This window comes from Stenotrophomonas sp. YJH_SMC_94-11, from assembly GCF_059370435.1.
The window spans coordinates 70523-84152 of the sequence record NZ_JCAFTR010000010.1; the positions used below are offsets into that span (position 1 = coordinate 70523).

At 68.5% G+C, this 13630-nt stretch carries 14 protein-coding genes; 8 read left to right on the top strand and 6 right to left on the bottom strand.

Annotation, left to right across the window (positions count from 1 at the left end; genetic code table 11):
* Nucleotides 1–64 precede the first annotated feature (64 nt).
* A complete protein-coding gene (locus AC5P74_RS16860; protein WP_005415082.1) occupies nucleotides 65–1681 on the top strand; it encodes an EAL domain-containing protein in 1617 nt (538 codons plus the stop codon).
* Between the two features lie 67 nt (nucleotides 1682–1748).
* On the opposite strand, the gene AC5P74_RS16865 is transcribed toward AC5P74_RS16860, so the two are convergent.
* Together AC5P74_RS16865 and AC5P74_RS16870 are read right to left on the bottom strand one after the other, a co-directional pair.
* Nucleotides 1749–2933 (bottom strand): MFS transporter, encoded by a 1185-nt coding sequence (locus AC5P74_RS16865; protein WP_346607807.1) that lies wholly within the window; start codon nucleotides 2931–2933, stop codon nucleotides 1749–1751.
* A complete protein-coding gene (locus tag AC5P74_RS16870; protein WP_346607806.1) occupies nucleotides 2930–4108 on the bottom strand; it encodes a serine hydrolase domain-containing protein in 1179 nt (392 codons plus the stop codon). The genes AC5P74_RS16865 and AC5P74_RS16870 overlap by 4 nt, the downstream gene beginning before the upstream one ends.
* A 227-nt stretch (nucleotides 4109–4335) precedes the next feature.
* On the opposite strand from AC5P74_RS16870, the gene AC5P74_RS16875 reads away from it, so the two are divergent.
* Nucleotides 4336–5235 (top strand): LysR family transcriptional regulator, encoded by a 900-nt coding sequence (locus AC5P74_RS16875; protein WP_032953875.1) that lies wholly within the window; start codon nucleotides 4336–4338, stop codon nucleotides 5233–5235.
* 244 nt (nucleotides 5236–5479) lie between these two features.
* Nucleotides 5480–7087, top strand: coding sequence for an ATP-binding cassette domain-containing protein (locus tag AC5P74_RS16880; protein WP_053499009.1), 1608 nt, complete (start codon nucleotides 5480–5482; stop codon nucleotides 7085–7087).
* Between the two features lie 186 nt (nucleotides 7088–7273).
* Here the strand turns inward: AC5P74_RS16880 and AC5P74_RS16885 are convergent, their stop codons facing one another.
* Entirely contained in the window at nucleotides 7274–8599 is a 1326-nt protein-coding gene (locus tag AC5P74_RS16885) for a GTP-binding protein (RefSeq protein ID WP_346607805.1), read from the bottom strand.
* Between the two features lie 69 nt (nucleotides 8600–8668).
* Here AC5P74_RS16885 and AC5P74_RS16890 point away from each other — a divergent pair, with 69 nt between their 5' ends.
* Nucleotides 8669–9040, top strand: a complete 372-nt coding sequence (locus AC5P74_RS16890) for a MerC domain-containing protein (protein ID WP_053499005.1) — start codon at nucleotides 8669–8671, stop codon at nucleotides 9038–9040.
* A gap of 76 nt (nucleotides 9041–9116) precedes the next feature.
* Here AC5P74_RS16890 and AC5P74_RS16895 read toward each other — a convergent pair whose 3' ends face one another.
* Nucleotides 9117–9401 (bottom strand): metal-sensing transcriptional repressor, encoded by a 285-nt coding sequence (locus tag AC5P74_RS16895; protein WP_346607804.1) that lies wholly within the window; start codon nucleotides 9399–9401, stop codon nucleotides 9117–9119.
* A gap of 50 nt (nucleotides 9402–9451) precedes the next feature.
* Here AC5P74_RS16895 and dmeF point away from each other — a divergent pair, with 50 nt between their 5' ends.
* Nucleotides 9452–10414: a CDF family Co(II)/Ni(II) efflux transporter DmeF gene (gene dmeF / locus AC5P74_RS16900; protein ID WP_346607803.1), complete on the top strand. Its 963-nt coding sequence runs from the start codon at nucleotides 9452–9454 to the stop codon at nucleotides 10412–10414.
* Between the two features lie 86 nt (nucleotides 10415–10500).
* On the opposite strand, the gene AC5P74_RS16905 is transcribed toward dmeF, so the two are convergent.
* Complete coding sequence (locus AC5P74_RS16905) at nucleotides 10501–10785, bottom strand: hypothetical protein (protein ID WP_171957915.1); 285 nt, start codon at nucleotides 10783–10785, stop codon at nucleotides 10501–10503.
* A gap of 89 nt (nucleotides 10786–10874) precedes the next feature.
* Between AC5P74_RS16905 and AC5P74_RS16910 the strand changes: the two genes are divergently transcribed.
* From AC5P74_RS16910 to AC5P74_RS16920, 3 genes are all read left to right on the top strand, one after another.
* Nucleotides 10875–11294 carry a hypothetical protein gene (locus tag AC5P74_RS16910; protein WP_346607802.1) on the top strand — a complete coding sequence of 140 codons (420 nt, stop codon included), beginning with the start codon at nucleotides 10875–10877 and terminating at the stop codon, nucleotides 11292–11294.
* Between the two features lie 69 nt (nucleotides 11295–11363).
* Nucleotides 11364–11744: a hypothetical protein gene (locus tag AC5P74_RS16915; RefSeq protein WP_070490103.1), complete on the top strand. Its 381-nt coding sequence runs from the start codon at nucleotides 11364–11366 to the stop codon at nucleotides 11742–11744.
* A complete protein-coding gene (locus AC5P74_RS16920) occupies nucleotides 11725–12651 on the top strand; it encodes a class I SAM-dependent methyltransferase (RefSeq protein WP_425520255.1) in 927 nt (308 codons plus the stop codon). Before AC5P74_RS16915 ends, AC5P74_RS16920 begins: the two co-directional genes overlap by 20 nt.
* A 3-nt stretch (nucleotides 12652–12654) precedes the next feature.
* On the opposite strand, the gene AC5P74_RS16925 is transcribed toward AC5P74_RS16920, so the two are convergent.
* On the bottom strand, nucleotides 12655–13623 hold the full coding sequence (locus AC5P74_RS16925) for a polysaccharide deacetylase family protein (RefSeq protein WP_329843409.1): 969 nt from the start codon (nucleotides 13621–13623) through the stop codon (nucleotides 12655–12657).
* Between the last annotated feature and the right edge of the window lie 7 nt (nucleotides 13624–13630).

A 13630-nucleotide genomic window follows, 5' to 3' on the forward strand; every position in this document is an offset into this window, starting at 1 on the left:
GCACCTGCCCAAGGACCGGCCCGACCATGCGCCCTGCCCCGCCCGCCCTGCTGGAGCCCCGGCCATGAGCCGCCTGCGCGTCATCATCGGCGGTACCGCACTGGCCCTGCTGGCCGCTGCGGTGCCGATCGCGGTCATGGCCTACGCCACCTGGGACCGCGCGGTCAGCGTCGAACAGCAGCGCCTGCGCGACATCGCCGATCGCACCCTGCGCCGCTCCGACCTGTCCTACCAGGAGGCGCTGGCGGCGCTGAAATCCGCCGAAGCCGGTGCCTACGTGTCCTGCAGCCCCGAGCACATCCGGCGCATGCAGACCCTGGTAATGACCACCCCATCGATTGACCAGATGGGCTACTTCGAAGGAGGCAAGCTGCGCTGCACCTCCTGGGGGCCGTTCCTGTCGGATGTGGATCAGCCCAGGCCGGACCACGTCACCAGCGACGGCGCCGGCATCGCAGTGGACGTGCGCCCGGAAATCAGCGGGCGACGCCAGGTGCTGGCGATCCTGTATGGGTCCTACGACGCTCTGGTGGACCCACGCCGCTTCGTCGATGTCATCGCCGACCCGAATGTGCGGCTGGCACTGGCCAGCCCCGATGGACGCCTGCTGGCCAAACAGCCCGGCCTGGATCCGGACCTGCTGCAGGCACTGCTGCGCGACCCGGGCGAAGGCCTGGACCACACCACGCTGTTCGCTACCGCGCGCAACGAGGAATGGCTGGCCGTCGCCACTACACCGCGCACCGCGCTTGCCGCGGCCTTCCGCCAACAGGCCTGGCTGTACGTGCCGGCGGGCCTGCTGCTGGCCGCCGCCGGGGCCGGCCTGGTGATCTGGCTGTCGCGGCGCCGCCTTTCCCTGCGCGGCGAACTGGCCACCGCCATCCGTCGCCGCGAGCTGTACCTGCATTACCAGCCGATCATCGAACTGGACACCGGCATCTGCGTCGGCGCCGAGGCGCTGGTGCGCTGGCAACGCCCGGATGGCACCCAGGTGCGCCCTGACCTGTTCATTCCACTGGCCGAAGAGGCCGGCATGATCGCCGACGTCACCGACCTGGTGATCGAGAACGTGGTGCGCGACATGCGCGAGCTGCTGGTCGCCGACCGCAGCGCGCACATCGCGATCAACCTCGCCGCCGAAGACATCAGCAGCGGTCGCGCCCTGAAGATGATCTCCCGGCACATGGCCGGCAGCGGCATCCTGCCGCAGCAGATCTGGATGGAGGCCACCGAACGTGGCTTCCTCGATCTGGACCGCGCGCGCACCATGCTCGCCGCCGCCCGCCGCGCCGGCCACAGCGTGGCCATCGATGATTTCGGGGTCGGCTTCTCCAGCCTGCAATACCTGCAGCAGCTGCCACTGGATGCGCTGAAGATCGACAAATCATTCATCGATGCGATCGGTACCGAAAGCGCCACCAGCCCGGTCACGCCGCACATCATCGACATGGCCAAGGAGCTGGGCCTGTGGGTGGTGGCCGAGGGCGTGGAAACCGAAGCGCAGCTGGCCTACCTGCACAGCCGGCATGTGGAATTCGGACAGGGCTGGCTGTTCTCGCGGCCGCTGCCGCGCGATGAGTTCGTCGCCTTCCATCAGAAGCGGCAGCAGCAGTACGGCGCTGCACGCGAACACATGCAGAACCCGCGCAGCGTGCCGATCGAGCAGGTACCGCTGGATTAGCAAGGCAAAAGCAAGGCCCACGGTAGTGCCGGCCGCTCGCCGGCACCGCCTCATCACTGATCAATAGCTACGCCCACGCCTTCGGCCGTGCCAGCAACCACGCGGCGGTCACCGCCAGCAACAGCAACGGCAGCCATCCCAGCTGGCGTGGGCCGCTGGCCTGCAGCAGCACCCCGCCTGCCACGCCGCCGGCCGCAATGGACAGGTTCCAGCCGGTCACCAGCATCGATTGCGCCAGGTCCGCAGCGGCCCCGGCGCGCCGTGCCAAGGCGGTCTGGAACAGGGTCGGCACGGCGCCGAACGCCACGCCCCACAGGATCGTCGCCAGCAGCAGCGCGCTCGCCACGCCTGGCCACACCAGCAAGGCCAGCACCGGAACGATGAAACCGATCACCGCCGCCCACACCAGCGCATGCAGGTAGCGATCCACGCCCCAGCCGGCCATCGCGATGCCAGCAATCGCCGCCATGCCGAAAGCAAGCAGCAGCCGGTCCAGCCACGCACCGGCACCCGAGTCGACGGCCAGCGGCTCGATGTAGGTGTACAGCACGTTGTGCGCCAGCACGTACAGCGCCATCACCAGCAGCGCACTGCGTACACCGGGCAGGCGCCACACGGTCGCCAGCGAAGTGCGTTGCCCGGCCCCAGCGGCCGGCAGCGCAGGCAACGCCCAGCGCGCGTAGGCCAGCAGCAGCAGACCCAGCACGCTCATCAACGCGAACGCCCAGCGCCAGCCGATCTGCTGGCCAAGCAGCGTTCCGGCCGGCACCCCCAGCGACAGCGCCAGCGGCGAACCGACCATCGCCACTGCGATGGCCCGTCCCTGCAGCGACGGCACCACCATGCGTGCGGCGTAGCCAGCCACCAGCGACCACAGCAATCCACCGCTCACACCGGCCAGGAAGCGCGCAGCCAGGATCAGCGCGTAACTGCTGCTCAACGCGGTCAGCGTATTGACCACCACGAAGCCGGCGATGGCCGCCAGCAGCAGCGGACGCCGTGGCAGGCGCTGGGTCAGCGCCGTCATCGGCAGTGCTACCATCACCGAACCCAGCGCATACACGCTCACCAGCTGGCCGACCGCCGCATCACTCACGCCCAGGCTTTCGCCCATCGGCCGCAGCACACCCGCCGGCAGGGTCTCGGTCAACAGGGTGATGAAGCCACCACCGGCCAAGGCAAGCAGGCCCGCCCACGGCAGGCGCGTGGCCTCGCCGGCCGGACTGGCGGCATCGATGGCATGGCCGCTCATCGCGTTGCCCCCAGGTCGGCATAAATCGCATCGCGCAGGTCATCGACGAAAACGCCATCCATCCCTTCGTACAGGGTGTTGGTCAGCGCCACCACGCTCAGCCCACGCGACGGGTCGACGAACCAGCTGTGCCCGTAGGCACCGCCCCAGCGCCAGCTGCCTTCGCGCTGTGGTGTGCCGCTGGCGGCGGCATCGCGCAGTACCGCAAAGCCCAGCCCGAAGCCCCAGCCGGCCGGTTCCGGCGGCCCCTGCTCGCCCACCTGCGGGCTGGCCATCTGCGCCGCCAGCGCGGGCGGCAACAGGCCGGAGCGTTGCACGTCGCGCAAAGCCTCCAGCACCGCCATCACCTCATCGGCGGTACCGACCAGGCCGGCGCCGGCCGAAGCGAACCGACTGGCGTCGGTGGCACGCGCGGGACTGAACTCGATGCCCAGCGTTCCCTCGAAAGGTGCGACCACCTCGCCTTCCTGCAGGCGATGCGGTTGCGGCGTGTCGCTCACATACGGCGTGGCCAGCCGCTCTGCATCGCGCGCAACGAACGCGGTGTCGCGCAGGCGCAACGGGGCAGCCAGCAGACGCTGGAACAGCGCCTGCAGCGTTTCACCGGTCGCGGCTTCGGCCACCGCACCGGCCACGTCCACGCCCAACGAGTAAAGCCACTGACTGCCCGGTGCGAACAGCAGTGGCACCTGCGCGATGCGGCGCACGTTCTCGGCCAGGGTCAACGGGTTGGCGTCCATGCCATCGCTGACGCCAGCGCGCGCGTAGGGGCCCTCCGCATCCGCCTCCAGGAAGCGATAGCCCAGTCCGCTGCTGTGGCTGAGCAGCTGGCGCAGGCTGATCGGCGGCGTGCTGCCATCGGCCAGCGCCGGGCGGAAGTCCGGCAGCCAGCGCTGCACCGGCGCGTCGAGGTCGAGCACGCCTTCAGCCACCAGGCGCACGATCACCGTGGCCAGCAACGGCTTGCTGACCGATGCCAGCCGGAACAGCTGATCGCGCTGCATCGGCCTGGCCGACTCGCGATCGGCCAGCCCGCTCGCGCTGGCATGGCGCAGCACGCCGTGCTCGCGCACCAGCACCACCGCACCAACCAGGCGCAACGGATGGACCTGCTGCAGCAGCCGCTGCACCGAAGGCAGCGTCGGTGCAGGTTCAAGGGAAAGAGCGGCATTCATCATGGTGATCCCTGAGGAGAGGCCCGCCACGTTAGGCAGCGCGCGGCGCTGCAAAAAGCCGGTTGCCGCTCCGGGCATCATGGACCGTGCAGTCCGCAATCGGCATCATGCCCGGAACTGCAACGCCGCAAGGGCTGCCCGAGGCCCCGCACCACAGTGTTGCGATGGCCGCGCCGCGTGCCGCGATCACCCGCCCCTACCCTGCCGTTTTCATTGCCGGTACGCCCATGTCAGTCCTGGACAACCTCGCCAACCTGCAGACCTTCGTCCACGCCGCCGACACCCGCAGCTTCGTCGAGACCGGGCGCCTGCAGGGCATCTCCGCATCGGCCGCCGGCAAGTGCGTTGCGCGGCTGGAGCACGCACTGGGCGTGCGCCTGTTCCACCGCAGCACGCGCAGCATCACCCTCACCGCCGAGGGCCAGCTGTTCCTGGCGCGCTGCCGGCGCATCCTCGACGAACGCGATGCCGCGCGCACCGAACTGGCGCAACCGCACGCTGCACCGAGCGGCACGCTGCGGATCAGCCTGCCACTGGTAGGCGACCTGACCCTGCCGTTGATGGCCGAATTCATGGCCGCGTATCCGGACATCCGCCTCGACCTGGATTTCAGCGACCGGCTGGTCGATGTCATCGAGGAAGGTTTCGATGCGGTGCTGCGCGTTGGCGAACCCAGCGACTCGCGGATGAACGCACGCCGGCTGGGGGTATTCCCGCGGCGTGTCGTCGCCTCGCCGGGCTACCTGCAGCGTCGCGGCGTTCCACGCACGCCGGCCGACCTGCTGCAGCACACGTTGCTGCACTACCGCTTCCCCAGCACCGGCAAGCTGGAGCCGTGGCCGATCCACTGGCCCGACCACGAAACACCGCAGGAGCTGCCGGTGCACATGGTGGCCAACACCATCGAGGCGCGAGTGGCGCTGGCGCTGCGCGATACCGGCCTGGCCTTCGTGCCGGTGCACTCGGTACGCGATGCGCTGGCCGACGGCCGCCTGGTCACCGTGCTGGAGGATCATGTGCACTCCTGCGGCACCTTCCACCTGCTGTGGCCGTCGGGCCGACACGTATTGCCGAAGCTGCGGGTGTTCATCGACTTCGTCGGCGCCCGCCTGGACACCGTGCCGTAGCCGCGATCGATCCACCGCATGCCCGGCCCACCGTAGATCCACGCCATGCGTGGATGCTTCTTGTAGAGTCGAGCCATGCTCGGCGGTGCCAACCCGACCATTCAGCCAACCCCGCTATACTGGCCGCTCATTCCTCCCAGAGGCTCGCGACCAATGCGCCATTGATGCCGCCGTCTTCCCAACAGACGGCCTGACTCTTCCCGCCCCTGCGCGCAGGGGAGAACCCGGCATCCATGGAGGTCGCATGACCACACATTCCCTCACGCTCGATCGCGTGTCGTATCGGCTGGCCGACGGCCGCCCGCTGTTTTCCGATCTGTCGTTTTCCTTCGATCCGGTCGCCACCGGTCTGGTCGGTGCCAATGGCACCGGCAAGAGCGTGCTCGCACGCCTGCTGGCCGGTCGGGTACGGCCAGAGAACGGGCAGGTGCGCAGCAGCGGCCGCGTGTTCCTGTTGCCGACGCCCGGCTATCCCCCCGCCGGCACGGTCGGTGAACTGGCCGGCGTCGGCGCGGAACTGGCCGCGCTGCAACGCATCGAAGCCGGCAGCGTGGATGAGGCCGACTTCGCCTGCGTCGGCGACCATTGGGATCTGCGCGAGCGCCTGCAGCAGCAATGGCAGGCGCTCCGCCTGCCCGACGATCTCGATCCCGCCCAACCCGCCGCGCGGCTCAGTGGCGGCCAGGCCATGCAGGTGGCGCTGTCCGGCGCTTGGGCCAGCGGCGCCGATTGGCTGATCCTGGACGAACCCAGCAACCACCTCGATGGCCGCCATCGCCAACAGTTGTACGAACGGTTGCAGCAGTGGCGCGGCGGCCTGCTGGTGATCAGCCATGATCGCGAGCTGCTGGCGCAGATGCAGCAGATCGTCGAGCTCGACGCGCGCGGGCTGCATCGCTATGGCGGGCCGTGGCAGCACTACGCCGACGCGCGGGCCGCCGAACGCGAAGCGGCCGCCGCACAGCTCGACCACGCCCGCGCCCAGCACCGGCAGCAACAGCGCAGCGCGCGCGAGCAGCACGAACGCCAGCAGCAGCGCCAGGCACGTGGCAATCGCGATGCGAAGCAGGCCAACCAGGCACCGATCCTGCTTGGCCGGCAGAAACAGCGTGCAGAGGCCAGCCACGGGCGCGCGCAACAGGTACAGGCCGATCGTCTTCAGGCCAGCGCCGACCAGCTGCGCGCAGCGGCTTCGGCAGTTCACGCCGCGCCGGAGCTGGCGCTGTTCGCCGGTGACGGTGAACGCGGCAACGCACGTCTGCTGCAGGCGGAGTCGCTGGTGCTGCCGCAGGGTTGCAGTGCACCGTTGCAATTGGAGATCCGCCGCGGCCAGCGCATCGCCGTGGTCGGTGACAATGGCAGTGGCAAGTCCACGCTCCTGCGCGTGCTGGCGGGCCAGCTGCCTGCACGCAGCGGCATCGTGCAGCGCCATGCACCACTGGCGCTGCTCGACCAGCAGCTGCTGGGATTGTCCGGCGAACGCAGCATTCTCGACACCGTGCAGGCCGCCAACCCGGTGGCGGATGCGGGTGAACTGCGCACACGGCTGGCCCTGCTCGGGCTGGACGCACAGCGCATCCAGCGTGCAGCCCACAGCCTCAGTGATGGTGAACGGGTGAAAGGCGCGCTGGCCAGCGTGCTGTATGCAGATCCCGCACCGCAGCTGTTGCTGCTGGACGAGCCGGGCAACGCGCTGGATCTGAGCGCGTTGCAGGCACTGGAACAACTGCTGGCGGCGTGGCCGGGCGCGCTGCTGATGGTCAGCCACGACCGGCACCTGCTGCAGGCGTTGCGGCCGACCCACGTGCTGCAGGTGGGCACCGGGGGTTGGCAGTGGCGTGACGGCTTGTAGATCCACGCCATGCGTGGACCTGCTGCAGCAGCCGAGCGTCGGCTCGGCTCTACAGGATTGTCCGCAACGGATCGCACTGTAGAGTCGAGCCATGCTCGACTCCGCCATGCATCCATCCACGCGTGGCCTATCGACCAGGGGTAGTGCCGGCCGCTGGCCGGCAACCCATGGATCCTCAGTGCACCGTCACCGCTTCCACACCGGGAATGCCTGCGGCAGCTGTTGCCACAGCAGCGGCCCCGCACGCAGTTCCTGATCGTTGAGCAGGCACGCGTCCAGCTCCGCACGCACCGCGCGCTCATCCATGTGCACGCCAATCACCACCAGCTCCTGGCGGCGGTCGCCCCACAGCGGGTGCCACAGCCGCTGCATCGCCGAATGCGCGGCCGCATCCGGGAAGTCTTCCAGACCCGGCAACGGTGCGCTCCAGCAGTCGGCCTGCTGCCGCGCCCAGCCCAGGTCGCTGTATGGCAGTGGCGTGGGCGGCAGCAATGGCGCGGTGTCCTCCAGCCCAGCCCGCACGCGATCACGCGCGGCGTACCAGAACCCCGCCGCCTGCGTCCGCGTCGCGGCGCCCACGGTATTCAGCTCGCCCACCCAGTCCATCCGGTTGGCCAGCCAGAACCAGCCCTTGCTGCGGATCACGCCGGGCATCCCCGACTGCAGCGCGTGGGCGAAACGCGCGGGATGGAACGGTCGCCGCGAGCGGTAGACGAAACTGGCGATGCCGTACTCCTCGGTTTCGGGCGTGTGTTCGCCACGCAGTTCCTTCACCCAACCCGGCGCACGTTGCGCACGCTCGTAATCGAAGCGGCCGGTGTCCAACAGCTCGGCCAGGGGAACATCACCGAAGCGGGACAGCAGCAGCTTCGCGTCGCGGTTCAGGCCGCGCAACACGGCCAGCGTGTCCTGCAGCACGTCGTCATCCACCTGGTCGACCTTGCTGACCACGATCACGTCGGCGAACTCGACCTGCTCGCACAGCAGGTCGACCACCCCCCGGTCGTCATCCGGCCCGGCCTGCTGGCCGCGCTCGGCCAGGCGCAACGTGGAGCCGAAGTCGGCGAGAAACGCGCTGCCATCCACCACCGTCACCATCGTATCCAGGCGCGCGATGTCGCTCAGGCTGAAGCCCTGCTCGTCACGTACCGCGAACGTGGCCGCCACCGGCATCGGCTCGCCGATGCCGGTCGACTCGATCAACAGGTAGTCATAGCGCCCGGCGTCGGCCAGGCGCCGCACTTCCTGCAGCAGGTCATCGCGCAGCGTGCAGCAGATGCAGCCATTGCTGAATTCCACCAGCGTCTCTTCGGTGCGGCGCAGTTCGGCGCCGCCCTCGCGCACCAGCTGCGCATCGATGTTGACCTCGCTCATGTCGTTGACGATGACCGCCACACGCAGGCCCTGGCGGTTACGCAGGATCTGGTTGAGCAGGGTGGTCTTGCCGGCCCCGAGGAAGCCGGACAGCACGGTGACCGGAAGGCGACGGTCGGCGCGGGAAACAGTGTTCATGTCGGAGCGGGTTGGCTACGGAACGGAAATGTTACTGTATAACACTCTCTGCGCAAGGAGCGTCCCCTGATGAAGTCGCCGTCTGCCGCCCTGCTCGATGCCGGCGCGGTCGCGCTGTCCAGCCTGTGCCTGCTGCACTGCCTGGCGCTGCCCCTGCTTGCAGCCGCGCTGCCGCTGTTCGGCAGCTGGGCCGAAGCCGAATGGGTGCACCTGCTGTTCGTGGCCATCGCCTTGCCGCTGACCGGGTATGCACTATGGCGGGCGGAGCGCCGCCATCCGTTGCCGGTGCTGGCCTGGGCCACCGCCGGCGCCGGGCTCGGCCTGCTGCTGGCCGGCGCGCTGGCGTTGCCCTCGCACGACTGGGAAACACCGATGACCGTCACCGGCAGCCTGCTGCTGGCCGCCACGCATATCTGGAACGCGCGGCACCGGCATGGGTAGTGCCGGGCGCTGGCCGGCAACTGCGTGAGCTTCGGACGCAACCTGCAGTTGCCGGCCAGCGGCCGGCAACACCCGCTCATTTGCCGTAGCGGCGCAGCAGCTCGACCAGCACTTCGGCCTCGGCCGCCCGCTGCTGCGGGTCGTCGGCGCCGACCACATGTTCCTGCAGGTGCTCGTGCAGCAGCTCCATCAGCAGGCTGTGGGCGGCACCGCGCACGGCGGCAACCTGCACCAGCACGTCCGCACAGTCACCTGCTTCACCCTCGGGCTTGTCCAGCGCCTGCTCCAACGCTGCCACCTGGCCGCCCATACGGCGTACCCGGGTCAGCAGCTGCTTTCGATTCTTGTGTACATGGGCCATGGATGGATCGTATACCCTATGGGGGTATCCTTCCACCCCCTGGTCTTTCCATGCATCTGGACGCCCTCGCCGCCGCCCGTCGCCACGAACACCGCTTCGACGACGGCAACCCGCTGGCCGAACGCAATACCCGCCGCGCCCTGTGGCTCACCGTCAGCATGATGCTGGTGGAGATCGTCGGCGGCTGGTGGTTCAACTCCATGGCCGTGCTCGCCGATGGCTGGCACATGAGTTCGCACGCACTCGCGCTGGGCCTGGCAGTGTTCGCCTACCGCTGCGCGCGCCGCTACGCGCACGACCCGCGCTTCGCCTTCGGTACCTGGAAGATCGAGATCCTGGCCGGCTATACCAGCGCCATCGCCCTGCTTGGCGTCGCCGCGCTGATGGCGGTGCAATCGCTGGAGCGGCTGTGGATACCGGCACCGATCCACTACAACGAAGCCATCGCCATTGCTGCGGTCGGGCTGGGCGTGAACCTGCTGTGCGCCTGGTGGCTGCACGACAGCCCGGGCCACGCGCACCATCACCACGGGCATGACCATGGCCATCACCACGGCCACAACCACGATCACACCCATGCGCACGGTCACGACCTCAACCTGCGCTCGGCCTATGTGCACGTGCTGGCCGACGCCGCCACCTCGGTGCTGGCCATCATCGCCCTGCTCGGCGGCAAGCTGCTGGGCCTGACCTGGCTGGACCCGGTGATGGGCCTGGTCGGCGCCGTACTGGTCACGGTGTGGGCGATCGGCCTGCTGCGCGACAGCGGCCGCATCCTGCTCGACGCGCAGATGGACGCGCCGGTGGTGGCCGAAGTACGCGAGGTGATCGAACAGGGCCCGTGGCCGGCGCGCCTGGCCGACCTGCACGTCTGGCAGGTGGGTCGCGGCAAGTACGCGGTCAGCGCCAGCGTGGTCACCAGTGACGCCACGCTGGATGCCGATACCGTGCGCAACGCGCTGGCGATCCATGAAGAGCTGGTGCACGTAACGGTGGAGATCCACCGCAGCTGATCCTGCGCGAATGCGGTCGAATCTGTAGAGCCGAGCCATGCTCGGCTGTCGCAGGCCATCAGCCGAGCACGGGCTCGGCTCTACAGTCAGAGCTTCAACATCATCCGCAGCAGGTACATCAGCAGCGGCAGCGCGCTCAGCACCGCACCGCCGATACCGATCCACGGCCAGCGCTCGCCGCGCACGCGCGAGGCCACCGCCAGGCCGCAACCCACCAGCGCCGCACCCAGCACGCCCACGCCCAGCCCTGCGGCCATGCCATTGCCACCCGCAGCGACCGCTGCCTGTGCCGCCACGGTGCCTGCCCCCCACCCCACTGCAATACCCAGCCAACTGGCCACGCCGCACCACGGTGCCTTGCCCTGCGTCATCCGAAAACCCTGTGTCCTTGCCGAATTTCTGTACGGGCCACGCCCGCATGCCGCCTACACTAGCCGCACCTGCCCTGTAGGGACATCCCATGCGCACGCTCCGCCTGCTGCTGCCCGGTGCCCTCCTGCTGGCGACCGCCGCCTGCAGCGGTGACGCCGGGCTTCCGTTTTCCACCGACCCGCTGCAGGGCTGCTTCGCCACCAGCGCGCGCAAACCCGCCGACTTCCGCATCGACAAGGAAGGTGGCCAGTATTTCGTTTCCTTCAGCCGTGGCGAGCAGTGGCAGCGCGAACCCAATGCCCTGCACAAGGCCACGTCCAGCGAGATCAGCCGCTACTTCCGCGACGACGCCGACCAGATCGACAGTGCGCTTATCCGCATGGCCGGCGGCTTCGGCATCTTCCACTTCAACAAGGGCGCGACGCTGAAGGGCAAGGCCAGCGACAGCGACTACATGGCGCTGATGCTGATCGGGGCCGGGCCGGTGTATGCGGTGAAGTGCCCGTAATCCGCAACGATTCTGATAGCTGCCTGGAGCGGAGTGGGAACATCCTGTCTTCTTTGAGGATCGATGCGGATGCTGCTGTTCCTGCTGCTTGCGGCGAGCGCCCTGAAGACCCAGGGCGCCTATGACGAAGTCCGGGAACTGCCCGATGGCCAGATCCTGATAATGCGCACTCTGGATTGGGACCTCGGCGATGGCACGAAGGAGCGCGTTACCGTGCATTGGCTGCTGCAGGAGGACGGCCGCATGCGCTACGACTTCGATCGGCAGCCACCGCAAACCCAGGAGGTCCATCGCCGATCGTGCGCGCGGCAGGGCATGCAGCCGTCGCGTGGCGTCGGCATGATCGCGGGGGAAGGGACCACACACGGTTACAGCTGCACCAGCGCTAGCGTCGGGCCCACGCCCGACTCCTCCCTGCCTGCATCCACGCATGGCGTGGACCTGCTTTGACATCGGCTTGGCTCTACAACAGCTGCGGTACCATGCCCTCCCCCGAACCGCCCCGGTACCCGCCGTGCCCCATTACACCGGCCCCCTGCTGACCCGCGACAGCGCCGACACCCTGCGCCGTGCCCATGACAAGGGCGCCGCCGACTGGCAGGGCTCGCTCGACCTCGGCCGCAGCCAGGACAGCGTGGCGCTGGATGCGGACGGCTTCCACTTCCGGGGCCAGCCCTACCCTTGGCCGGGCAAGCTGAAGGACCGCACGCTGTACTACTGGGATGGCGAGGAATTCGCGCCGATCTCGCGCTACAGCGGCTCGCTGATCAAGCTGGTGCCGACCGAATGGGGCGCACCGACCTTCGAGATCGACGGCATCAAGATGCTGCCGACCTCGAAGCTGTCGCCGTTCGAGGATGCACGCCGCAAGGTGGAGCTGGTCGCCCCGGCCGGCAAGGTCATCCTCGATACCTGCGGTGGCCTGGGCTACTTCGCCGCCTGTGCGCTGGAAGCCGGTGTCGGCCAGATCCGCTCGTTCGAGAAGAACGCCGATGTGATGTGGCTGCGCACGCTCAACCCGTGGTCGCCGGATCCAGACTCGGCTGCCGCCGGTGGTCGCCTGCAGTTCAGCCACGGTGACGTTTCGCAGCAGATCGAACGGGTGGCCAGCAACAGTGTCGACGCAATCCTGCACGACCCACCGCGCTTCGGCATCGCCGGCGAGCTGTACTCGCAGGTGTTCTACGGCCACCTCGCCCGCGTCATCCGCAAGGGCGGTCGCCTGTTCCATTACACCGGCGCGCCGAACAAGCTGACCAGCGGCCGCGACGTGCCGCGTGAAGTGGCCAAACGCCTGGAAAAGGCTGGTTTCAAGGCGGAACTGGCGCTGGACGGCGTGCTGGCCGTCAAGCGCTGAGCCTCACTCCGAATCAACCTTGGCCAGCTTCATCACCCACGCCGGCACCTCCGGTTCGCCGGCGTAGAAGTCCTTCGGCTTGTTCTCCGCCATCGCCCAGCGGTGCAGCCAGCTCGGGCCATAGCGGCCGTCGTAGCCTTCAGCACCCCGCGCATACGCGGGATCACGCATCGCCTCGTCCAGCGAAATGAAGCGATAGCCGCGGCGCTTTGTGGCCGCCACCAGTTCGGCAAAGGTGGCCGCGTTGAGCTCGTTGGCGTGCATCAGCCACACCTGTGGCAGCGCGTACCCCAGCAGCGCCTGCGACTGCTTCTCGTAGTAATCCAGCTTGTTCAGCATGTACGGCACGTAGCCCTTGCGCAGCTGCGCCAGCGTCGCGTCGCGCGCCGGCGAATCCGCCTGCTCGTTCATCACGTTGGCATAGGCGAACGCCCACACCCATTCCCCGTTGTCCACCGTCACCGGTGCCACGCGATAGCCCTGCTGCTTGAAGAACGCCTCCATCTGCACGCGCTCATCCGCGGTGCGCCCGGCGCGCAGGTAGGGGTGGCGCATCCACTGCGGCGTCTGCCCCTTCTCGGCCAGCAGCGGTCGCAGCACCGTCTCGCCGCGCAGGAAGTCCTGCTGGAACGCCGCCACGCCTTTCGCATTCAGATCCATGTGCGAGTACGTGTGGTTGCCCAGCACATAGCCCGCATCGCGCCAGTCGCGCAGCATCTGCACCCGCGCCGGCTGCACCTGTCCATTCACCTCAAGCTTGTTCTCATTGACGAAGCCCACCACCGGCACGCCGGCCTCGCGCAGCTGGGCCATCAACGCTTCGTGCCGCGCCTGCAGATCCGGCGGCACGATCTGGTCCAGCCGTGCCCATGGCAGATCATCGATGGTCACCGCGATACGACGGTCCACCTCGGCGGCGTGTACGGCCAGCGAATACAGCAACAACGGCAACGCACGCAGCAACAAGCGCATCGGGTCT